Below are 21866 nucleotides of genomic sequence, written 5' to 3' on the forward strand. Positions count from 1 at the left end.
GTGTTACGGCGGTCATGGCGGAGGGGAAACGCCCGGTTACATTCCGAACCCGGAAGCTAAGCCCTCCAGCGCCGATGGTACTGCACTCGGGAGGGTGTGGGAGAGTAGGACACCGCCGGACAACCTTTCAGTCGAGGGCCGCCCCATCCGGGTCGGCCCTCGACTGCGTCGCGCCGTCGGTGGCGCAATCAGGAAGGATTTACCTGTGAGTTCAGGACCGCAGGGCGGAGACCGTCCGCGCCAATATGAAGATCGCTCCGACCGGCCCCAGGGGCGTGACGCCGGCCCTCGGCGGGACGACCGTCCCCCATACCGGGGAGACCGCGACGACCGCGGTGCCTCGCGGGGGGGACCTCGGGGCGGCGACCGGCGCGAGGACGGTTTCCGTTCGGGCCCCCGTACCGGTGACTCCCGGCCCAGCGGTTTCCGTTCCGGTGGGGACTCGCGCGACGGCGGCTTCCGTTCCGGCGACCGACGCGACGGTGGATTCCGACGCGATGGCGACGCTCCGCGCAACGGCGGTGACTCCCGCGGGGGTGGTTTCCGTGGTGGGGACCGTCGTGAGGGTGGTTTCCGTTCTGGTCCGCGTGATGGTGATTCCCGTCCCGGTGGTTTCCGGGGTGGGGATCGTCGTGATGATTCGCGTGGTGGGGACCGTGGTGGGGACCGTGGTGGTTTCCGGTCCGGTCCGCGTGAGGGCGGCTTCCGTGGCGGTGACTCCCGCGAGGGTGGTTTCCGCGGTGGGGACCGTCGCGAGGGTGGCTTCCAAGGTGGGGACCGTCGTGACGGTGGTTTCCGGGGTGGCGAGCGTCGCGAGGGTGCCGCCGGCGGTGAGCGTCGGCCCGGTGGTTTCGGCGGTGGCGATCGCCGCGAGGGTGGTTTCCGGTCCGGCCCGCGCGAGGGCGGCTTCCGGGGCGGTGACTCCCGCGAGGGTGGCTTCCGTGGCGGTGACCGTCGTGAGGGTGGTTTCCAAGGTGGGGACCGTCGTGAGGGTGGTTTCCGTTCTGGTCCGCGTGATGGTGATTCCCGTCCCGGTGGTTTCCGGGGTGGGGATCGTCGTGATGATTCGCGTGGTGGGGACCGTGGTGGTTTCCGGTCCGGTCCGCGCGAGGGTGGTTTCCGGGGCGGTGACTCCCGCGAGGGTGGTTTCCGCGGTGGAGATCGACGCGAGGGCGCTGCGGGGGGCGAGCGTCGGCCCGGTGGCTTCGGCGGTGACCGCCGTGAGGGTGGTTTCCGGGGCGGTGACTCCCGTGAGGGTGGTTTCCGTGGCGGTGACCGTCGTGAGGGTGGCTTCGGTGGCAGCCGGGGTGGAAGCGGCTTCCAGGGTGGTGACCGCCGCGAGGGTGGTTTCCGCTCCGGCCCCCGCGAGGGTGGCTTCCGTGGCGGTGACCGTCGTGAGGGTGGCTTCGGTGGCGGTGACCGTCGTGAAGGCGGTTTCCGTGGCGGCGAGCGTGACCACGACCGGCCGCGCCGCGACGACCAGCGCGGTGGCGAGGACCGCCGCGAGGGCGGGTTCGGCGCCGACCGGGACCGCCGGGACGAGGCCGACGCCCGTCCGGCTGCGCCGGCACTGCCGGACGAGATCGTCGCGAGCGACCTCGACACGGCCGTTCGTGCCGAACTCCTCTCGCTGAACAAGCCGGTTGCGGAGACCGTCGCGCGGCATCTGGTCGCCACCGGTCAACTGATCGACGAGGACCCGACGGAGGCGCTCGCGCACGCGATGGCCGCCCGGCGGTTGGCGTCCCGGATCTCGGCCGTCCGTGAGGCGGTCGGGCTGGCCGCGTACCACGCGGGGGAGTGGCAGACGGCGATCGCCGAGCTGCGCACCTACCACCGGATGACCGGGTTGCAGAGCCACCTGGCGGTGCTCGCGGACTGTGAGCGCGCCCTGGGTCGACCGGAACGCGCGATCGATCTGTTCCGGGGGGCCGACAGCGCCAAGCTCGACAAGGCCGTCGCGGTTGAACTGCTGATCGTTGCCGGTGGGGCCCGCGCCGACCTGGGGCAGAAGGACGCCGCGGTGGCGATGCTCCAGGTCCCGGAGCTGACCACCGAGGTCGCCGAGCCGTGGACCGCCCGGTTGCGCTACGCCTACGCCGACGCACTGCTCGCGGTGGGTCGGCGCGAGGAGGCCCGGGAGTGGTTCTCGCGGGCCGCGGACGTGGACGCCGACGGTGAGACCGATGCCCCGGAGCGGCTGCTGGAACTCGACGGCGTCGTGATCGAGGGCGACGACGAGGACGACGAGCCGGTCGAGGAACCGGCCGCCGAGGCCGGCACGCTGCCGGCCGGGGCGGACACCACCCCCGACGACCGCGCCGAAGGCGACCGCGACGACGAGGACGACTTCGACGCCGAGGACGACTTCGACGAGGAAGACGATGTCGCCGAGGACGGCCCCGACGGGGAAGCGGACCTGGGCGACGAGGTCCGCGACGGTCACGACGACCGCGAGCGCGCCGAGGATCGTACCGGTGACAACGACCGTGGCGAGCGCGCCGAGCGGAGCCGGCGCGACGACGTCGACCGCGACGACGAGCCGGCCGCCCACGCCGGTGTCGCGGGCGACGACGCCGACGACAGTCCCTCGGGTGCCGCGGCCACCCGACTCGACCCCGGTGCGGGTGCGGCCGGTCAGGTCGACGACGCGCCGACCCCGGTCGAGGGCCGGCCGGTGGACGGGCGCGGCGCGGAGACGGACCAGCGATGACCGAGGTCGCCGGGGGTCGGCTTGTCGACGGGTACGCCCTGGTCGTGTTCGACCTGGACGGAGTGATCTACCTGATCGACCGGCCGATCCCCGGAGCGGTCGAGGCCCTTGGCGCGTTGCGGGCCGAGGGCCGGTCGGTGGCGTTCGCCACGAACAACGCCTCACGCCGTTCCAGCGAGGTCGCCGACCTGCTCACGGGGATGGGCGTACCGGCCGATCCGGCGGAGGTGCTCACCTCGGCTGCGGCCGCCGCCGAGGTGCTGCGGGACCGCCTTCCCGCCGGTGCTGCGGTGCTCGTCGTCGGGGCCGAGGCGCTGCGCGCCGAGATCCGCGCCGTCGGGCTCACCCCCGTCGACCGCGCCGACGCCGCGCCGGCCGCCGTCGTCCAGGGGTACGGCCCGCAGGTGGGCTGGGTGGACCTCGCCGAGGCGTCGGTGGCGATCCGGGCCGGGGCGACCTGGGTGGCCACCAACACCGACCGGACGTTGCCGAGCGGACGTGGCCCGTTGCCCGGCAACGGCTCGTTGGTGGCGGCCCTGCGGCACGCCCTCGACCGGGCACCGGACGTGGTGGTCGGCAAGCCGGAGCCGGCACTGTTCGCCACCGCCGCCCGACGGGCCGGCACCGGCCGGTCACTGGTGGTCGGCGACCGGCTCGACACCGACATCGAGGGTGCCCGCCGGGCCGGGTTGGACAGCCTGCTGGTGCTGACCGGCGTCAGCGACGTACCCGAGCTGTTGGCGGCTGCCGAACAACGGCGGCCGACCCATGTGGCGGTGGACCTGGCCGGGCTCTTCGACCCGGCGGCGGTGGTCCGGGTTCCCGGTGCCCCGCAGGCCGGTGGATGGTCGGCCACGGCGGTGGACGGGGCGGTGGAGTTGCGGGGTGCCGGACGGCCGCTCGACGCGCTGGCCGCGCTCTGCGCGGTCGCCTGGGCGGCGGGCACCGGTGCGGACGTCCGACCGGCCTCGCCGGAGGCGGAGCAGGTGCTGGCCGGCTTCGGACTGGCCACCTGACCGGCTCTCTGAGGCAGCGAGCCGGCCGGCCGGCCGAGCCGGGGCCTGCCCGGTCACCCGGGCCCGGCTCCGGCCGGCCACCTGCGGGCAGCTCCGCCAGCTCCGGCCACCTGCGGGCAGCTCCGCCAGCTCCGGCCACCTGCGGGCAGCTCCGCCAGCTCCGGCCACCTGCGGGCAGCTCCGCCAGCTCCGGCCACCTCGCCGCCACCTCGGCCGGCTGAACAGCGGGGCCCGGGGCGGCACCGACCCGACAGCGGGTGGTGCCGCCCCGGCCTTCTGTCGGCCGACCGGTGGCGGGTCGTCGGCGGTGTCGCCCGCTCAGAGCAGCTTGCGTAGCTTCAGCAGGTCGAACGGGCTGGCCTTGATGGAGATCCGCCGGGCGGCGACCGCCTTGGTGACGTCGAGCTGGCCGTGCACCAGGGCGACCAGGTCGTCGCTGCTGGTGACCAGGGCGATCTTTGCCTTGGGGTCGTCGCCGTCGGTGAGATCGAGCAGCCGGCCACCGGCGATCCGACCGTGGAAGGCGGTCTCCAGGTCGGTGATCCGGCAGGCCAGGGTGCGATCCAGATCGATCTTGTTGGACACGTCGGCGTGCCGGTCCAGGCGGTCGGCAAGATCCCGCAGCGCCTGACGGCACTCGTCCACGGTGGCCACATCGTCTCCCTCACACCCGCCACGCCGTTTCCGGCACCGTACCGCAATGGGCGACCCGGGGCGCCCGGTAGCGTGAGGGCCGCACACTGCCCCCACGGAAGGACTCAGTCATGCAGGACGCGTGGCGCGCCTACCTGGAGCTGGCCCTGGGCCTGACGGAAGCGCCCCGGAAGAGGGCCCAGGACGCCGCCCGGCGGCTGGTCGGGACGGGCGGCGCGACCGCCGGGCAACTCCAGTCGCTCGCCGAGGAAATCCTCGCCACCGGGGCGGCCAACCGGGAGGCGCTGACGAAACTGGTCCGGTTCGAGGTCGACCGGGCACTCGGTGCGGTGGGGTTGGCCACCGCCGACGAGGTCGCCGAACTGACCCGCCGGGTGCACGAGCTGGAACGGCAGCTGCGTGAGGCGAAGAGCGGACCGGGCACCCCGCCGACCGGGCCGGCCGCGCCGGAAACGACCGCCCCGTCGGCTGCCACCGCCGCGCCGGACACCACTGTCCCACCGGACACCACTGTCCCGCCGGTCGACACCGCCGTGCCGGAAACGACTGCCCCGTCGGTCGACACCGCCGTGCCGACGACGTCCGGCCCGTCGACTGCCGGCGACCCGGCGACCGGGGCCACGGCGCAGAAGACCGTGGCGAAGAAGGCGGTGGCCAAGAAGGCCGTAGCGAAGAAGGCCGTGCGGAAGGCGGGTCCGCCGGAAGGCTCCGCCGGGCCGGGCGGTGCCGACGACGGTGCACCGCCGCCCCGACCGGTCAAGAAGACCAGCCCCGGCCGACGAGACACCGGTGGTGCCGCGTGACCAGCCCCACCGGCAGCCGGTCGTGACCGGCCCGTTCCGCCCCGGCCCACCCCCGGCGGGTAGGCCCGGCCCGCCCTCGGCGGGTAGGCCCGGCCCGCCGCTGGGCGGTCGTCCGGGTCCCGCGCCCACGGCCCGCCCCGGCCCGTCGGTGGGCGTCGGCTTCGACGATGATGTCGATGACGCCCGGCATCCCGCCGTCGACGCCGCCGTCCAGGCGATGGCCAACGCCGAGGGGCTGCCCCCGGCCGACCAGATCGCCCAGTACGAGGCGGCGTACCAGACGTTGCGGGAGACCCTCGCCACCATCGACCAGGCCTGAGCGGACCGGAGAGAACCACCCCATGGCACGTCGTACCCGGCTCGACGCCGAACTCGTCCGTCGCGGCCTGGCCCGGTCCCGGGAGCAGGCCGGGGCGTTGATCGAGGCCGGTCGGGTCCAGCTGCGCGGGGTGCCCGCCCGCAAGGCCGCCGCGATGGTCGATCCGGCCGATCCGCTGCTGGTCACCGGCGCGGACCCGGCCGACGAGTACGTCTCCCGGGGCGGTCACAAGCTGGCCGGCGCGCTCGCCGCCTTCGGTCCCGCCGGGCTGCGGGTGGCCGGCCGGCGCTGCCTGGACGCCGGAGCGTCGACCGGCGGGTTCACCGACGTGCTGCTTCGGGCCGACGCGGCGGAGGTCGTCGCCGTGGACGTCGGCTACGGGCAGCTCGCCTGGGCGCTGCGTACCCACGAACGGGTCCGGGTGCTGGACCGCACCAACGTGCGGACCCTCACCCCGGAGGTGATCGGTGGGGCGGTGGACCTCACCGTGGCCGACCTGTCGTTCATCTCCCTGCGCCTGGTGCTGCCGGCGCTGGCCGGCTGCACCAGGAGCGACGGTGACCTGGCGCTGATGGTCAAGCCGCAGTTCGAGGTGGGCAAGGAGCGGGTCGGCGCCGGGGGTGTGGTGCGGGATCCGGCGTTGCGGGCCGAGGCGGTGCTGGCCGTGGCGGCGACCGCCGCCGGACTGGGACTGGGGCTGGCGGACGTGGCGGCCAGCCCGTTGCCGGGTCCGAGCGGCAACGTCGAGTTCTTCGTGTGGTTACGCCGGGACGCCCCGCCGGCCGACGCCGAGCGGGTGCACGCCGTGGTGGCCGCCGGGCCGACCGGCCCCGGGCCGGACCCGGTTTCGGGGAAGGTGGCAGGGTGAGCGTGGTGTGCGACGTCGGGACGGTGTCCCGCGAGGGTGGACGGGAGGCGGGTCCGGTGGACCTCAGCGATGGCGGGGCCCTTCGGGTGCCCGAGGGGCGGTGGCGTCGGTGAGCCGGACCGCGCTGCTGGTGACGCACACCGGGCGTCGCCGGAGCACCGAGCACGCCCGGGCGGTCGCCGCCGACCTGATCGCGGCCGGTTTCGAGGTGCGGGTGGTGGCCGAGGAGGCCGAGGATCTCGATCTGCCCGGGGTGGTGCCGATGGCCGGTCAGCGGGCGGCCGAGGGTGCCGAGATCGTCTTCGCGCTCGGCGGTGACGGCACCTTCCTGCGCGCCGCCGAGCTGGCCCGCCCGACGAAGGTGCCGCTGCTCGGCATCAACCTGGGCAAGGTGGGTTTCCTCGCCGAGGCGGAGATCGACGACCTCGACACGGCGGTACGGGACGTGGTCGAGCGAAACTACACGGTGGACGAACGCCTCACCCTCGATGTGACCGCCGAGTTCGACGGTGGCCCGACCATCGAGTCGTGGGCGCTCAACGAGATCAGCGTGGAAAAGGGCGAGCGCGCCCAGATGCTGGAGCTGCTGGTCGACGTGGACGGTCGGCCGCTGTCGCGCTACGGCTGCGACGGTGTGGTCTGCGCCACCCCCACCGGCTCCACCGCGTACGCGTTCTCCGGGGGCGGGCCGGTGGTGTGGCCCGAGGTGGAGGCGCTGCTGCTGGTGCCGATCAGCGCGCACGCGTTGTTCAGCCGTCCGCTGGTGACCGCGCCCACCTCCACGTTCGTCATCACGGTCGACCCGTTCACCACCCTGGCGGTGCTGTGCTGCGACGGTCGGCGGGTCTACGACCTGCCGCCGGGGGCGACGGTGACGGTGCGTCGGGGCGCGCTGCCGGTGCGGGTGGTGCGGTTGCGGGACCGGCCGTTCACCGACCGGCTGGTGGCCAAGTTCGACCTGCCGGTGCAGGGCTGGCGGGGCAGCCGCCGCTGATCCTGCGGCGGACCCGGGCGGGGGATCGCCCTGGGTGCCCGGAGTAGCCGGGACCGGCGGCCGGCGACAACGGGAGTGTTCGTGGCCACCCTTGGCGGTCCACCGGTGTCGCCCGGGGCGTCCACCAGCGGTGCTGCCCCGGCGGCAGCAGAGCGGACCGTCCCCGGCCCGGATGATGGGCCGTGCCGGCTGGTCAACTGTCCCAGCACGCGTCTACTGTCGGGTGCTGTGCTGGAAGAGCTGCGGATCACCGGACTGGGCGTCATCGAGGACACCACCCTGCCGCTGGCCGGCGGGATGAACGTCATCACCGGTGAGACCGGTGCCGGCAAGACGATGGTGGTGACCGGCCTCGGCCTGCTGTTCGGCGGTCGGGCCGACGCGGGCCGGGTGCGGGCCGCGCCGGGTCGGGCGACCGTCGAGGGGCGGCTGCGGCTGGGCGGTCGGGTGGCCGACGTCGTGCACGCCCGGATCGTCGACGCCGGTGGTGGACCCGACGACGACGGTTCGCTGCTGATGAGCCGTACGGTCACCGTGGAGGGTCGGTCCCGGGCGCATCTGGGTGGCCGGAGCATGCCGGTGTCGATGCTCGGCGAGGTGGGCGAGCAGGTGGTGGCGGTGCACGGTCAGTCCGACCAGTTGCGCCTGCTACGCCCCGCCGAGCAGCGGGCCGCGCTGGACCGGTTCGCCGGTCCCGGGCACGAGAAGCTGGTCGACGCGCTGCGGGAGGCGTACGGGCGGTGGCGGCAGGTGGTCGACGACCTGGCCGACCGGCGCAGCAACGCCCGGGCCCGGCACCAGGAGGCCGATCTGCTGCGGCTGGGCCTCGACGAGATCACCCGGGTCGACCCGCAGCCCGGCGAGGACGACGAGCTGAAGGCCGAGGCGCAGCGGCTGGAGCACGCCGAGGGTCTGCGGACGGCGGCGCAGCTGGCGCACCTGTGCGTGGCCGGCGGGGTGGAGGCGGCCGACGACACCCCGGACGCCACGGCGCTGCTGGGCACGGCCCGGCGCACCCTGGAGGCGCAGGCCGGCACCGATCCGGCGCTGGGTGAGCTGGCCGGGCGGTTGGAGGAGGCGGCCACCCTGGTGGCGGACGTCTCGGCGGAGTTGTCGACCTATCTGGCGGCGTTGGACGCCGACCCGGCCCGGTTGCAGACGATCTATGAGCGGCGGGCCGCGTTGCGCGCGTTGACCCGTAAGTACGCCGACGACGTCGACGGGGTGATCGCCTGGGCCGAGCGGGCCCGGACCCGGCTGGCCGACCTGGACACCTCCGACGAGCTGCTCGACGAGTTGGACCGGGAGGCCCAGCGTCTCGCGGGTGAGGTGGCCGAGCTGGCGGGCCGGTTGTCGGCCTCCCGGCAGGAGGCGGCGGTCCGGTTCGCCGAGCAGGTCACCGTGGAGCTGGCCGGGTTGGCGATGCCGCACGCCCGGATCGAGGTGGCGGTGCTGCCCCGGCCGGCCGGCCGGTCCGAGCCGACGCTGTCGGTCAACGGGGTCGAGTGCGGGGTCGGCCCGGACGGCGCGGACGAGGTGGAGTTGCGGCTGCTGGCCCACCCGGGTGCGCCGTCGCTGCCGTTGCAGCGGGGAGCCTCCGGCGGTGAGTTGTCCCGGGTGATGCTCGCCATCGAGGTGGTGTTCGCCGGTTCGGGTGGTCCGCCGACGTTGGTGTTCGACGAGGTCGATGCGGGTGTGGGTGGGCAGGCGGCGGTGGAGATCGGTCGGCGGTTGGCCCGGCTGGCGCGTAGTCACCAGGTGCTGGTGGTGACGCACCTGCCGCAGGTGGCGGCGTTCGCCGACCGGCACCTGGTGGTGGCGAAGGACACCGGGGGCGCGGTGACCACCAGCGGGGTGCGGGTGGTGGAGGACACCGAGCGGGCCCGGGAGCTGGCCCGGATGCTGGCGGGTTTGCCGGATTCGGATCTGGGTATCGCCCATGCCGAGGAGCTTCTGGCCGTCGCGGCCAAGGAAAGACGGCCCTGACCGCAACGATTGTGAGCGGAGGCACACCGGCCTGTGCTCCGGTGTGCTTCCCTGGGTAGGCGGCCCTGCTCAGGCATGTCGCAACGGAAATGCCTGCCTCCCATGCCAGGATGGTCACGATGCGTCTACCCACGTTGCGCCGGACCCGGAACGCGGAACCGGACTCAGTTCTCGGCACCGCACGTCTGGACCGCCGTACCAAACGGCTGGTCGGCCGGCTCCGCCCCGGTGACATTGCGGTGATCGACCACGTCGACCTGGACCGGGTGGCGGCCGACTCGCTGGTCGCGGTCGGGGTCGCGGCGGTGCTCAACGCCAAGCCGTCGGTCTCCGGCCGGTATCCGAACCTCGGCCCCGAGGTGCTGATCGGGGCCGGCATCCTGCTCCTGGACGACCTCGGTGAGGGGGTCTTCGAGCGGCTGCGGGAGGGCGACACCGTCCGGATCGAGGGCAACACCGTCTTCGTCGGCGACGAGCCGGTGGCGCACGGTGACCTCCAGGACGCCGAGACGGTCGCCAAGGCGATGTCCGACGCCCGCGAGGGTCTGTCGGTGCAGCTGGAGGCGTTCGCCGCCAACACCATGGACTACCTGCGCCAGGAACGCGACCTGCTGCTCGACGGGGTGGGCGTACCCGAGATCCAGACCCCGGTGCAGGGTCGGCACTGCCTGATCGTGGTGCGGGGGTATGACTACAAGGCTGACCTGGACGTGCTGCGCCCGTACATCCGGGAGTTCAAGCCGGTGCTGATCGGCGTGGACGGCGGTGCGGATGCGCTGGTCGAGGCGGGGTACACCCCCGACATGATCATCGGGGACATGGACTCGGTCACCGACGACGTGTTGCGCTGCGGCGCCGAGGTGATCGTGCACGCCTACCCGGACGGCCGGGCACCCGGTCTGGCCCGGGTCAACGGGCTCGGGGTGCCGGCGATCACCTTCCCGGCCGCCGCCACCAGCGAGGACCTCGCCATGTTGCTGGCCGACGAGAAGGGTGCCTCGCTGCTGGTCGCGGTCGGCACCCACGCCACGCTCGTCGAGTTCCTGGACAAGGGGCGCGGCGGGATGGCCTCCACCTTCCTCACCCGGCTCAAGGTCGGCGGCAAGCTGGTCGACGCCAAGGGCGTGAGCCGGCTCTACCGGCAGAGCATCTCCGGCTCGTCCCTGCTGCTGCTGGTCCTCTCGGCGATCGCCGCGATGGCGTCCGCCGTGGCGGTCTCCACCGTCGGCAAGGCGTATTTGGGCGTGGTCTCCGAGTGGTGGGACAATTTCGTGTTCCAGCTCGGCCAGCTCTTCTAGCTCCCGACCGATCAAGAGGCTGCAAGCGTGATCAACTTCCGGTACCACGTGGTGTCCCTGACCGCGGTCTTCCTGGCGTTGGCGATCGGCCTGGTGGTCGGTACGGCCGCCCTCAACGGCCCGGTTGCCGATTCCCTCAAGGAGACGGTCAACTCGCTGCGCAAGGACAACCAGCAGATGCGGCAGTCGGTCAACAGCCTCCAGAAGGAGCTTGACCTCGAGGAGGACTTCGCCGCCGAGATGGCGCAGCTCTACCTGCCCGGCAAGCTCACCGGCAAGCGCGTCATGGTGCTCAGCCTGCCCACCGGGCGGGAGCACACCGAGGGTGTGCTCAAGATGCTCCAGACCGCCGGGGCCACCGTGACCGGCCGGGTCGACGTACAGGACAAGTTCATCAACCCGGACAACAACACCAACCTGATGGAGCTGGCCGTCACCGCCGCCCGCCCCACCGCGCCCGCCTCGGCGCTGCCCGGCAACGGCAACGGCGTGGAGACCTCCAGCGCCCTGCTGGCCAGCGTCCTGCTCGACCGGACGCCCGGCACCCCGCCGGTCACCGACGCCGACCGGCGGGCGGTGCTGGCCGCGTACGCCAACGCCGGGTACCTCACCAGCGAGGAGAAGGTCACCGGGCCGGCCGAGGCCGTGGTGGTGGTCAGCGGGCAGCCCTACGTCGACAAGGACTCCGCCAAGAAGGACGAGTCGGTGGTGAAGGTCGCCGAGCAGTTCGACCGCACCGGGGCGATCGTCGTCGGCGGCAACGGCTCCGCCGGGGGCAACCTGGTGGCCGTCGTACGCGGCGACCCGGTGCTGGCCCAGACCATCTCCACCGTCGACAACGCCAACACCGTGCAGGGGCAGCTGGTCACCAGCCTGGCCCTGGTCCAACAGCTCACCGAGAAGCGGGCCGGTCAGTACGGCGTCGGCGACAACGCCACGTTGGTGCCTAGACTGCCCCAGTGAACGAACCACGTACCCCGGTGACCGGTTACCACCCGTCCGCCCCGTCCGGCGGTGCCGCGTGAGCGGGATCGGGCGGCTGCTCGCCGCCGCCGCCGGAGCCGCCGCCGCCCGGTACGCGCTGCGGGAGGCCCGTACCTCCCCGGCGGGGCCGGCGCTGGAGCGGACCAACTTCCGGGGCCGTACCGTCAGTCTCGCCGCCGGACCGGCGCTGGCCGTCGGGGCGTCCGGCGCGGGGGCGCTCGGCGCGGCCAGCGTCCCGGCCGGCGCGGCGGTGCTCGTCGCCGGCCTCGGCGCGGGCGCCGTCGGGCTCTACGACGACGTGGTGGGTGCCCGCCCGGAGCAGAAGGCCGCCAAGGGTTTCGCCGGTCACCTCGCCGCACTGCGGGCCGGCCGGGTCACCGCCGGCATGGTCAAGGTCGCCGGGGTGGGTGCGGCCGGGCTCGCCGCGGCCGTGCTGCTCGCCGCCGACCCGAAGGTCGCCGCGCACCCCCGCCGGCAGCGTCACGGCGCACTCGGCCGCACCGCCGACGTGCTGCTCGGTGCGGGCGTGGTCGCCGGCACCGCCAACCTGCTCAACCTGCTGGACCTGCGTCCCGGCCGGGCGTTGAAGTCCGGGGTGCTGCTCGGTGTGCCACTGGCCGGTGGCCCGCACGCCGGGATCGCCGCCGGTGCGGTCGGCGCCGCCGCCGGGCTACTCGACGAGGACCTCGGTGAGCGGGTGATGATCGGCGACAGCGGAGCCAACGCGCTCGGCGCGCTGCTCGGGGTGGCCCTGGCCGCCCGGACGGGGCCGCTGGGCCGGGCCGGTCTGCTCGCGGTCCTCGCCGGCCTCACCGCGGCCAGTGAGAAGGTCAGCTTCACGGCGGTCATCCAGCGCACCCCGGTGCTGCGGGAACTCGACGCGCTGGGCCGGCGATCCGACTGACGTGACCAGACCGGCACCCCTCGCCGGCGTCGGTCGGGTGGCCGGCGCCGCCGCACTCATCGCCGTGCTCACCGTGCTGGCCCGGCTCGCCGGCTTCGGCCGTACCGCCGTTTTCACCTGGGTCGTCCAGGACAGCGACCTCGGCGGCATGTACGTGATCGCCAACACCGTCCCCAACATCATCTTCGAGATCGTCGCCGGTGGGGCGCTGGCCAGTCTGGTCGTACCGCTGCTGGCGGGGCCGGTCGCGGCGGGTGACCGGCGAACGGTGGCCGCCACCACCGGCGCGTTGCTGACCTGGACGGTGACCCTGCTGGTGCCGTTGGCGGCGCTGGTAGCGGTGTTCGCCGACCCGGTCGTGGCGGTGATCTCCGACGGGCGGTCCCCGGCGGAGCTGGCCGCCGGGGCGCGGATGCTGCGGGTGTTCGCCCCGCAACTGCCGCTCTACGGCATCGGCATCGTGCTCACCGGGGTGCTCCAGGCGCACCGCCGGTTCGCCTGGCCGGTCGTCGCGCCGCTGCTGTCCAGCCTCACCGTCGTCGGGGTCTACGTCGTCTTCGGCGTCACCCAGGGCCGGGACGCGAGCATCGCGCAGGTCAGCCGGGCCGGTGAGTTGATCCTCTCCGGCGGCACCACCGTCGGGGTGGTGGTGTTGTCGCTGTCGCTGCTGGTCCCGCTGCGTCGGCTCGGGCTGACCTGGCGGCCCGGCTACGCGTTCCCCGCCGACGCGCGGGCCCGGGTCGGTGGGCTCGCCGTCGCCGGGGCGGTCACCGTCACCGCCCAACAACTCGCCCTGGTGGTCATCCTCAACCGGGTCTCCGGCGGTCCCACCGGCTCCCCGCAGGTCTACAACCTCGCCCAGACCATGTACCTGCTGCCCTGGGCGGTGCTCGCGGTGCCGTTGGCGGTCGCCGCGTACCCCGGCCTGTCCGCCGCCGCCGCGACCGGCGACGAGCAGGGCTACCGGACGACGGTCGCCGCGACCACCCGGGGGGTGCTGCTGTTCAGCTTCCTCGGCGCGGCGGCCCTGGTCGGCACCGCCGAACCGGTCGGCCGGTTCTTCCCGCTCGGCGCGGAACCCACCGCCGCCGCGATCGCCGGGTTCGCCCCCGGACTGGTCGGCTACGGCCTGTTCGCGGTGCTGTCGAGGGCCCTCTACGCCCGGGGGGCCACCCGGGTGGCCACCGCCGCCATCACCACCGGCTGGCTGCTGGTGCCCCTGGTCGCCATGCCACTCGCGGCGCTGCTGCCGCGCGCCGACCGGGTGCTGGCCGTCACCCTGGCGAACTCCGTCGGCATGCTGGTCCTCGGGGCGCTGCTGGTCGGCGCGGTGTCCCGGGCCGCCGGTCGGGCCGCCCTCGCCGGTGCCGGCCGGGCCGCCACCGCCGGCCTGCTGGCCGCGCTGCTGGCCGCCCCGGCCGGTCTGCTCACCGCCCGCCTGCTCGCCGGCGGCGGCACCCCGACGACAGCCGGGGCACTCGTGCAGGGCATGCTGTCCGGGGCCGTGGTCGGCGTGCTGTTCCTCGCCGTCGCCTGGCTGGTGGACCGGCGGGACGTCGGGCCGCTGCTCACCGGCGTACGACGTCGGCTGGGTGGCCGGCGACCGGCGGGTGACCCGCAGGACGGCGTCGCCCGCGACGCCGGTGACGGGAAGGAGACCCTCTCCCCATGACCGACGCGACGTCCGCCCCCGATCCCCGGGGCACGGTGGTGCTGCTGCTCGCCTCCAGCACCGGCGGGGTGGGTCAACACGTCCGCTCGGTGGCCCGGGGGCTCGTCGAGGCCGGCCAGCCGGTGCTGGTCTGCGGCCCGGCCGCCACCGGCGAGCAGTTCGACTTCGCCGCCACCGGGGCCCGGTTCACCCCGGTGGAGATCTCGGCCAACCCGACCCCCGCCGACGCCCGGGCGGTCACCGCGCTGCGCCGGGCGCTGGCCGACACCGACGTCCGGGTGGTGCACGCCCACGGGTTGCGCGCCGGGCTCGTCGCGGCGCTCGCCCGGCCCGCCGTACCACTCGTGGTCACCTGGCACAACGCGGTGCTCGCCGGTGGGCTACGCGGGCGGTTGTCCCGGCTCGCCGAACGGGTGGTCGCGCGGTCCGCCCGGGTCGCCCTGGGGGCCTCGGCGGACCTGGTGGAGCGGGCCGCCGCGCTGGGCGCCACCGACGCCCGGCTCGCCCCGGTCGCCGCGCCGGCCCTGCCCGCCCCGCGTCGTCGTCGCGCCGCCGTCCGTGCCGAGTTCGGTGTCACCGCCGGGCAGCCGCTGGTGCTCTCCGTCGGCCGGCTGCACCCGCAGAAACGCTACGACGTGCTCGTCGACGCCGCCGCGCGGTGGCGCACCCGCATCCCGCCACCGGTGGTGGTGATCGCCGGCAGCGGCCCGGCCTACCTGCCGCTGGCGGCCCGGATCTCCGCCGCCCGGGCCCCGGTGACCCTGCTCGGACACCGTACCGACGTGGCGGACCTGCTCGCCGGGGCCGACCTGGCGGTGGTGACCAGCGACTGGGAGGCGCGGCAACTGTTCGCCCAGGAGGCGCTGCGCGCCGGCGTGCCACTGGTGGCGACCGCCGTCGGTGGGCTGCCCGAGCTGGTCGGCGACGGCGCGTTGCTGGTCCCGGCCGGCGACGTCGACGCGGTGGACGCCGCCGTGCGGTCGCTGCTGGACGACCCGGACCTGCGCGCCGACCTGGCCCACCGGGGGGCCGTCCGGGCGGCCGGCTGGCCCACCGAGGCCAACACCGTCGCCGCGCTGCGGGACCTCTACACCGAACTCGACGCCGACGGTCGGCCCGGCCGCACCGGGTCGGCTGTCCCCGGCACCGACACCCCCTCGACGGGACGCGCCTGATGCTGCGCCGATTCACCCCGGTCCTGCTCACCCTGATCGTGGTGGCGCTCGGCGTCACCGCGTTGGCCGCCCGCCCCGAAAGCAGCCCACCCCGACGCACCGCCGACTTCGTGGTCCTCGCCGGGGTGGCCGGGCTGCGCTGGTCCGACGTCGACCCGCAGAGCACCCCGACGCTGTGGCGGATGGCCCAGCAGGGGTCCATCGGTTCGCTGTCGACCCGCTCCGCGCACCGCCCGACCTGCCCGGTGGACGGCTGGCTCACCCTCGGTGCGGGCAGCTACGCCGGCTGGAACGGCAGCCGGCAGCCCGGCGGCTGCCCGCCCGCCGCGGTGACCGTCGAGCAGCCCGACGGGATCGGCGCGAACCTCCCCAACCAGGAGAGCGTGGTCGCCTACAACGCCGACCGGCAACCCTGGGGCGCGGTTCCCGGTTCGCTGTCGGAGTCGGTGCGCTGCTCGGTGGCGGTCGGCCCGGGTGCCGCCGTCGCCGCCGCCCGTCCCTTCGGCCGCGTCGACCGGTACGCCCCGGGACTGCCGGCCGACCCGGCCGGGCTGCTCGGCTCCTGCGTGCTGAGCATCGTCGACCTGGGCACGGTCAGCGGCACCGACCCGGCGGACCGGCGGGCGGACGCCCGGCGTGCCGACGAGGCGTTGGCGAAGGTGCTCGCCGCCCGGCCGCAACGGTCGTTGGTGCTGGTCGCCGGGGTGTCCGACACCGAGACGCCGGCCCGGCTGCACGTCGTCGTCGCCGACGGCCCGGGCTGGGAGAACGGCTGGCTCACCTCCGCCAGCACCGGCCGGGAGGGTTACCTGCAACTGGTCGACCTGGCGCCGACCGCGCTGGTCGCGCTGGGCCGGCCGATGCCGGAGCGGCTCTTCCTCGGCCGTCCCGCGGTGAAGGTCGACGGTCGCCCCGACGACCTGGCCGCCGCGATCAGCGCGCCGGCCGACGCCGACCGGGAGGCCGCCGCCCAGCGGGCCGTGGCCGGCTGGTTCTTCGCCCTGCTCGCCGCCGCCCAGGTCGTGCTGGCCGTCGCGGTGCTGCCGCTGCTGCGCCGGGCCCGCCGCCTCGCCGGCCCGCACAGCCCGCCGCCGGTGTCCCGCCGGATCGTGGCGACCGTGGAGTTGCTGCTGATCGCCGTCGCCCTGGCGGTGCCCGCGGCGTTGCTCGCCGACGCGGTGCCCTGGTGGCGGGGCGACCACGCCGGCGGCTACTTCGCGCTGGTGACGGTCGCGTTGATCGTCGGCGGCACCGCCCTGGTCCGGTTCGCCCCCGGCCACGACCGCACCCTCGGCCCGCTCGGCGCGGTCGCCGGCCTCGCCACCCTGGTGGTCGGCGCGGACGTGCTCAGCGGGGCCCGGTTGCAGCTCAACGGGGTGGTCGGCTACTCCGCGCTGGAGGGCGGCCGGTTCTCCGGCCTCGGCACCGTGGGCCTGGGGGTGTTCCTCGCCGGTTCGTTGCTCAGCGCCGGTTGGCTCGCCCAGCGGGTCCGCCGGCAGTGGCGGCCGATGGTGGTGGTCGCGGTGGGCGGGTCGGCTGTGGTGGTCATCGGCAGCCCCTACCTGGGTGCGGACTCCATCGGCGCGATCGCGTTGACCGCCGGGGTGGCGGTCGCCGCCGCGATCAGCACCGGCGGCTGGCTGACCGTCAGCCGGCTGGTCTGGGCCACCATGGCCGGGTTGGCGTTGACCATCGGCTTCGCGGTGGTGGACCTGCGTCGGCCGGTGGAGGAGCGGGGCGCGTTGGGCCGGTTCCTGACCGCCCTGGGTGAGGGCACCGGCGGGTTGACCGTGCACCGGTCGAGCACGGCGAACTTCCAGACGTTGGTGAACAGCCCGTTGACGGTGCTGGCGGTGGTCGGTCTGCTGCTGGTCTGGTTCGCGCTGCTCCAGCCCTGGGGTGGGCTGATGCGGTTGTTCGGCATCTACCCGGCGATCCGGGCGGCGCTGGCCGGTACGGCCCTGGCGGCGGTCATCGCCGGGCTGCTGGGGGGTGCCGCGCTGGACGTGGCCGGGGCGGCGGCGGCGCTGGTGGTGCCGATGGCGGCGCTGGCCTCGCTGCGGGTGCTCGACCACTCGACCGACCGCACCCTGCCCGGCACGGGTCACCCCGGCCCGGACGGCCCACCCGGTGCGGCCCCGACCGGCGGCACCCCCGACGGTGGGCGGCCCGACGACGGCGGGGAGGCGGCGGCCCGCGAGGGGGACGGCAAGGACCTGCCCACCGCAGCGGTGACGCCGCCCGGCGGTGCCGGGGCGGACGGTCCGCGCGACGGTGCCGCCGACGCACCGGACGACACCTCCGGCACCCGACCGGTGGGGCGGGACGCGGCGACGGTGCCGACGGCGCGTACCCCCGGTGCGGTGGGTCCGGCCCGGACCTCGGCGGCGGCCGGCCGGTCCGCCGCCGGGGCGGGATAGCCCGAGGTCGGGTGCGACGCCAGGTAGCCCCGGGGGAGGTGTTACCGTGGAATCCCGTGGATCGCGTGATCACTTGATCGGCACGGCGGTTCGCATGACCGCTACGGACGACACGGGAGCAGGCCTTGGCCCCTTCAGCACGCACGACCCGGCACATCTTCGTCACCGGGGGCGTCGCCTCCTCGCTCGGTAAGGGCCTCACCGCCTCCAGCCTCGGCAATCTGCTCACCGCACGCGGGCTGCGGGTGGTGATGCAGAAGCTCGACCCCTACCTCAACGTCGACCCGGGGACGATGAACCCGTTCCAGCACGGTGAGGTCTTCATCACCGAGGACGGCGCGGAGACCGACCTCGACGTCGGGCACTACGAGCGCTTCCTCGACCGGGACCTGTCGGGCAAGGCCAACGTCACCACCGGCCAGATCTACTCCGACGTGATCGCCAAGGAGCGGCGCGGCGAATACCTCGGCGACACCGTCCAGGTCATCCCGCACATCACCAACGAGATCAAGGCCCGGATCGTCGGCATGGCCGACCCGGACGCCGACGGCCAGATCCCCGACGTGGTGATCACCGAGGTCGGTGGCACCGTCGGCGACATCGAGTCGCTGCCGTTCCTGGAGGCGATCCGGCAGGTCCGGCACGACCTGGGCCGGGACAACTGCTTCTACCTGCACGTGTCGCTGGTGCCCTACCTGGCCCCGTCGGGGGAGCTGAAGACCAAGCCGACCCAGCACTCGGTGGCGCAGCTGCGCAACATCGGCATCCAGCCCGACGCGATCGTGCTGCGCTGCGACCGGGAGATCCCGGAGAAACTGAAGCAGAAGCTCTCCCTCTACTGCGACGTGGACGCCGAGGCGGTCGTCGCCGCCCCGGACGCGCCGAGCATCTACGACATCCCCAAGGTGCTGCACCGCGAGGGGCTCGACGCGTACGTGGTGCGCCGGCTCGGCCTGTCCTTCCGCGACGTCGACTGGACCCGGTGGGACGACCTGCTGGAGCGGGTGCACCAGCCGCACCACACGGTCACCGTGGCGGTCGTCGGCAAGTACGTCGACCTGCCCGACGCCTACCTGTCGGTCAGTGAGGCGATCCGGGCCGCCGGCTTCGGCCACCGGGCCCGGGTGCAGCTGCGCTGGGTGCCCAGCGACGACTGCGTCACCCCGGCCGGCGCGGCGTCGGCCCTGTCCGGCGTGGACGGCATCGTCATCCCCGGCGGGTTCGGTGTCCGCGGCATCGAAGGCAAGATCGGCACCGCCCGGTACGCCCGGGAGAACGGGGTGCCGCTGCTCGGGCTCTGCCTCGGCCTGCAGTGCATGACCATCGAGGTGGCCCGTCACCTGGCCGGCCTCGACGCGGCGAACTCCCTCGAATTCGACGAGGAGGCCAAGCACCCGGTCATCGCCACCATGGCCGACCAGGAGGACATCGTCGCCGGTCGGGGTGACCTGGGCGGCACGATGCGGCTCGGGGCGTACCCGGCGACGCTGGCGCAGGGGTCGATCGTCGCCGAGGCGTACGGCGCCACCGAGATCAGCGAACGGCACCGGCACCGTTACGAGGTCAACAACGCCTACCGGGACCAGCTCACCACGGCGGGCCTGCACATCTCCGGCACGTCCCCGGACGGCCGGCTGGTCGAGTTCATCGAGTTGGACCGCAGCCTGCACCCGTTCTTCGTGGCCACCCAGGCGCACCCGGAGCTGAAGAGCCGTCCGACCCGCCCGCACCCGCTGTTCGCCGGGTTCGTCAAGGCGGCCGTGGCGTACTCGCAGGCCGACCAGTTGCCGGTGGACCTCGACGCGGTGGCCGGGGCGGCGAAGAACGAGCCGGCGAAGAACGAGCCGGCGAAGAAGGGCGCGCCGACGCCGAAGAACGCGGCCCGCAACGGCGCGTCGGCGACGGCGTCGTCCGCGTCGTGAGCGCCGTCGAGCACCGCTACGAGCTGCGTTCCCGGGTGCAGCGGTACGCCGGTCGGATCTTCACCGTGGTCACCGACGAGGTGACCATGCCCGGTGGGGGCACCGCCACCCGCGACTACGCCCGGCACGTCGGCGCGGTCGCCGTGGTCGCCCTCGACGACGCCGGTCAGGTGGTGCTGGTGCGGCAGTACCGGCAGCCGGTCGGGCGGCACCTGTGGGAGCTGCCCGCCGGCCTGATGGACGTCGCGGGGGAGGACCTCGCGGTGGCCGCCGGCCGGGAGTTGGCCGAGGAGGCCGACCTGACCGCCGCCCGGTGGGACCTGCTGGTCGACGTGCACACCTCGCCCGGTTTCTCCGACGAGGTGGTCCGGGTGTTCCTCGCCCGGGAGCTGGCCGAGGTGCCCGTCGGTCAGCGGCACGAGCGGCACGACGAGGAGGCCGACTTGCAGATCGTCCGGATCGACCTGGACGAGGCGGTCGGCATGGTGCTGGCCGGGGAGGTCACCAACGGGCCGTGCGTGGCCGGGCTGCTGGCCGCCGCCCGGGCCCGCGACGCCGGCTGGTCGGTGCTGCGCCGGGCCGACACCCCCCTGCACCGCTGATCCGGTACGCCGACAGGGGCCGCCGCGGTACGCCGCGCGGCCCCTGCGTCGTCCCCGCCGCCGGCCGGCGCGGGGGCCGGCCGGCGGGCGTGCACCCCATTGGTGCGGTGCGTCGCGCCGACGGGACACGGGGCGTCCGCAGGCGTTCCCGTCCGGCGGCCGGGGCCGGGCGGTGCGACGATGGGGGGTACGCCGAACGGCAGGCCCGCGCGGTATGCCTGACACACCGTCAGGTGGACCGGGCACCGGTTGGCACTGTGCCGTCCGTCGCAGGAGGACGGCCCGCCTAGACTGCCGCCGGCGGGACCGGTGAACCGCGTCGGCAACGGAGCCGGCGGGGCACCGCGCAGGCCGGGGTGCGGCACCCCGGAGAAGGGTGTCTCACGTGAAGGTCGGAATCCCCCGCGAGGTCAAGAACCACGAGTACCGGGTGGCGATCACGCCGGCAGGCGTCAACGAGTTCGTCCGTCACGGTCACCAGGTCTTCGTCGAGGCCGGCGCCGGTGTCGGCTCCAGCCTCACCGACGACGAGTTCGTCGCCGCCGGGGCCACCATCCTCGGCACGGCCGACGAGGTGTGGGACACCGCCGAGCTGGTGCTCAAGGTCAAGGAACCGATCGCCGAGGAGTACCACCGGATGCGCGCCGGGCAGGTGCTCTTCACCTACCTGCACCTGGCCGCCTCCAAGGAGTGCACCGACGCGCTGGTCGACCGGCAGGTCACCGGCATCGCGTACGAGACCGTCGAGCTGCCCGACCGGTCGCTGCCGCTGCTCGCCCCGATGTCCGAGGTGGCCGGTCGGCTCGCCCCGCAGGTCGGCGCGTACCACCTCCAGCGGCAGGGCGGCGGCCGGGGCATCCTGATGGGCGGCGTCTCCGGGGTGTACGCGGCGAAGACCGTGGTCGTCGGCGCGGGCGTGTCCGGCATGAACGCCGCCGCCATCGCGCTGGGCCTGCAGGCCGAGGTGCTGCTGCTGGACATGAACGTGGCCCGGTTGCGGCAGGCCGACGCCATCTACCGGGGCCACCTGCAGACGGTCGCCTCCAACGCGTACGAGATCGAGCGGGCGGTGCTCGACGCGGACCTGGTCATCGGCGCGGTCCTCGTCCCGGGCGCGAAGGCCCCCACGTTGATCTCCAACGAGCTGGTGTCCCGGATGAAGCCGGGCAGCGTGCTGGTCGACATCTCCATCGACCAGGGTGGCTGCTTCGAGGACTCCCGCCCGACCACGCACGCCGAACCGACCTACCAGGTGCACGACTCGATCTTCTACTGCGTGGCGAACATGCCCGGCGCGGTGCCGCACACCAGCACGTACGCGCTGACCAACGTCACCCTGCCGTACGCCCTGGAGTTGGCCGACCGGGGCTGGCGTGACGCGTTGCGCCGTGACCCCGCCCTGGCGTCGGGCCTGAACACCCACGACGGTCAGGTGGTCTACGGCCCGGTCGCCGAGGCGCACGGCATGGCCACCCTCCCGCTGGCCGAGGTGCTGGCCTGACCGACGAGCCGCACGACCCGGCACCCGGCGGCGTG

General features: G+C 74.3%; 18 protein-coding genes and 1 rRNA gene. 17 read left to right on the forward strand and 2 right to left on the reverse strand.

All coding sequences use genetic code 11. The features are described 5' to 3' along the window. The first annotated feature begins 4 nt into the window (after positions 1 to 4). Positions 5 to 121, forward strand: a 5S ribosomal RNA gene (gene rrf / locus JQN83_RS10110). 90 nt (positions 122 to 211) lie between these two features. On the opposite strand, the gene JQN83_RS10115 is transcribed toward rrf, so the two are convergent. Then, entirely contained in the window at positions 212 to 1720 is a 1509-nt protein-coding gene (locus JQN83_RS10115; protein ID WP_208567167.1) for a hypothetical protein, read from the reverse strand. Here JQN83_RS10115 and JQN83_RS34085 point away from each other — a divergent pair. Both JQN83_RS34085 and JQN83_RS10125 read left to right on the forward strand, forming a co-directional pair. Next, on the forward strand, positions 1667 to 2713 hold the full coding sequence (locus tag JQN83_RS34085) for a tetratricopeptide repeat protein (RefSeq protein WP_372444007.1): 1047 nt from the start codon (positions 1667 to 1669) through the stop codon (positions 2711 to 2713). The two genes, JQN83_RS10115 and JQN83_RS34085, sit on opposite strands and share 54 nt — an antisense overlap. Further along, on the forward strand, positions 2710 to 3729 hold the full coding sequence (locus JQN83_RS10125) for an HAD-IIA family hydrolase (protein WP_208566855.1): 1020 nt from the start codon (positions 2710 to 2712) through the stop codon (positions 3727 to 3729). The genes JQN83_RS34085 and JQN83_RS10125 overlap by 4 nt, the downstream gene beginning before the upstream one ends. A gap of 318 nt (positions 3730 to 4047) precedes the next feature. On the opposite strand, the gene JQN83_RS10130 is transcribed toward JQN83_RS10125, so the two are convergent. Continuing rightward, positions 4048 to 4383 carry an SCP2 sterol-binding domain-containing protein gene (locus tag JQN83_RS10130; RefSeq protein WP_208566856.1) on the reverse strand — a complete coding sequence of 112 codons (336 nt, stop codon included), beginning with the start codon at positions 4381 to 4383 and terminating at the stop codon, positions 4048 to 4050. Positions 4384 to 4493: 110 nt separating this feature from the next. Here JQN83_RS10130 and JQN83_RS10135 point away from each other — a divergent pair, with 110 nt between their 5' ends. The 14 genes from JQN83_RS10135 to ald all read left to right on the forward strand — a co-directional run bounded on the left by JQN83_RS10135 (position 4494) and on the right by ald (position 21831). Continuing rightward, positions 4494 to 5186 (forward strand): phasin family protein, encoded by a 693-nt coding sequence (locus JQN83_RS10135; RefSeq protein ID WP_208566857.1) that lies wholly within the window; start codon positions 4494 to 4496, stop codon positions 5184 to 5186. Between the two features lie 22 nt (positions 5187 to 5208). After that, a complete protein-coding gene (locus tag JQN83_RS10140) occupies positions 5209 to 5505 on the forward strand; it encodes a hypothetical protein (protein ID WP_208566858.1) in 297 nt (98 codons plus the stop codon). Between the two features lie 22 nt (positions 5506 to 5527). Beyond that, complete coding sequence (locus JQN83_RS10145) at positions 5528 to 6373, forward strand: TlyA family RNA methyltransferase (protein ID WP_208566859.1); 846 nt, start codon at positions 5528 to 5530, stop codon at positions 6371 to 6373. 109 nt (positions 6374 to 6482) lie between these two features. Beyond that, positions 6483 to 7367 (forward strand): NAD kinase, encoded by an 885-nt coding sequence (locus JQN83_RS10150; protein ID WP_208566860.1) that lies wholly within the window; start codon positions 6483 to 6485, stop codon positions 7365 to 7367. Positions 7368 to 7595: 228 nt separating this feature from the next. Beyond that, on the forward strand, positions 7596 to 9353 hold the full coding sequence (gene recN / locus JQN83_RS10155; protein ID WP_208566861.1) for a DNA repair protein RecN: 1758 nt from the start codon (positions 7596 to 7598) through the stop codon (positions 9351 to 9353). A 119-nt stretch (positions 9354 to 9472) separates the two neighbouring features. Then, complete coding sequence (gene steA, locus JQN83_RS10160; RefSeq protein ID WP_208566862.1) at positions 9473 to 10651, forward strand: putative cytokinetic ring protein SteA; 1179 nt, start codon at positions 9473 to 9475, stop codon at positions 10649 to 10651. 27 nt (positions 10652 to 10678) lie between these two features. Further along, entirely contained in the window at positions 10679 to 11614 is a 936-nt protein-coding gene (locus JQN83_RS10165; protein WP_208566863.1) for a copper transporter, read from the forward strand. Between the two features lie 58 nt (positions 11615 to 11672). After that, the gene (locus JQN83_RS10170) at positions 11673 to 12539 is read left to right on the forward strand and encodes a hypothetical protein (protein WP_204962036.1); all 867 of its coding nucleotides are present in this window, start codon (positions 11673 to 11675) and stop codon (positions 12537 to 12539) included. A 1-nt stretch (position 12540) separates the two neighbouring features. After that, the gene (gene murJ, locus JQN83_RS10175; RefSeq protein WP_208566864.1) at positions 12541 to 14211 is read left to right on the forward strand and encodes a murein biosynthesis integral membrane protein MurJ; all 1671 of its coding nucleotides are present in this window, start codon (positions 12541 to 12543) and stop codon (positions 14209 to 14211) included. Next, on the forward strand, positions 14208 to 15386 hold the full coding sequence (locus JQN83_RS10180) for a glycosyltransferase family 4 protein (protein WP_208566865.1): 1179 nt from the start codon (positions 14208 to 14210) through the stop codon (positions 15384 to 15386). Before murJ ends, JQN83_RS10180 begins: the two co-directional genes overlap by 4 nt. Continuing rightward, on the forward strand, positions 15386 to 17806 hold the full coding sequence (locus JQN83_RS10185) for a hypothetical protein (RefSeq protein ID WP_244252179.1): 2421 nt from the start codon (positions 15386 to 15388) through the stop codon (positions 17804 to 17806). Before JQN83_RS10180 ends, JQN83_RS10185 begins: the two co-directional genes overlap by 1 nt. A 125-nt stretch (positions 17807 to 17931) precedes the next feature. Next, complete coding sequence (gene pyrG, locus JQN83_RS10190) at positions 17932 to 19728, forward strand: CTP synthase (RefSeq protein ID WP_208566866.1); 1797 nt, start codon at positions 17932 to 17934, stop codon at positions 19726 to 19728. After that, the gene (locus tag JQN83_RS10195) at positions 19725 to 20330 is read left to right on the forward strand and encodes an NUDIX domain-containing protein (RefSeq protein ID WP_208566867.1); all 606 of its coding nucleotides are present in this window, start codon (positions 19725 to 19727) and stop codon (positions 20328 to 20330) included. Before pyrG ends, JQN83_RS10195 begins: the two co-directional genes overlap by 4 nt. A 385-nt stretch (positions 20331 to 20715) precedes the next feature. Then, complete coding sequence (ald, locus tag JQN83_RS10200; RefSeq protein WP_208566868.1) at positions 20716 to 21831, forward strand: alanine dehydrogenase; 1116 nt, start codon at positions 20716 to 20718, stop codon at positions 21829 to 21831. The last annotated feature ends 35 nt before the right edge of the window (positions 21832 to 21866 follow it).

Origin of the sequence: Micromonospora antibiotica (assembly GCF_017599305.1) — a bacterium.
Classification (GTDB): domain Bacteria; phylum Actinomycetota; class Actinomycetes; order Mycobacteriales; family Micromonosporaceae; genus Micromonospora; species Micromonospora antibiotica.

Coding starts and splice junctions, on each gene's coding strand:
- JQN83_RS10180 (WP_208566865.1), top strand. CDS start 14,208: ATGACCGACGCGACGTCCGCCCCCGATCCCCGGGGCACGGTGGTGCTG.
- JQN83_RS10185 (WP_244252179.1), top strand. CDS start 15,386: ATGCTGCGCCGATTCACCCCGGTCCTGCTCACCCTGATCGTGGTGGCG.
- JQN83_RS10125 (WP_208566855.1), top strand. CDS start 2,710: ATGACCGAGGTCGCCGGGGGTCGGCTTGTCGACGGGTACGCCCTGGTC.
- JQN83_RS10145 (WP_208566859.1), top strand. CDS start 5,528: ATGGCACGTCGTACCCGGCTCGACGCCGAACTCGTCCGTCGCGGCCTG.
- steA (WP_208566862.1), top strand. CDS start 9,473: ATGCGTCTACCCACGTTGCGCCGGACCCGGAACGCGGAACCGGACTCA.
- JQN83_RS10135 (WP_208566857.1), top strand. CDS start 4,494: ATGCAGGACGCGTGGCGCGCCTACCTGGAGCTGGCCCTGGGCCTGACG.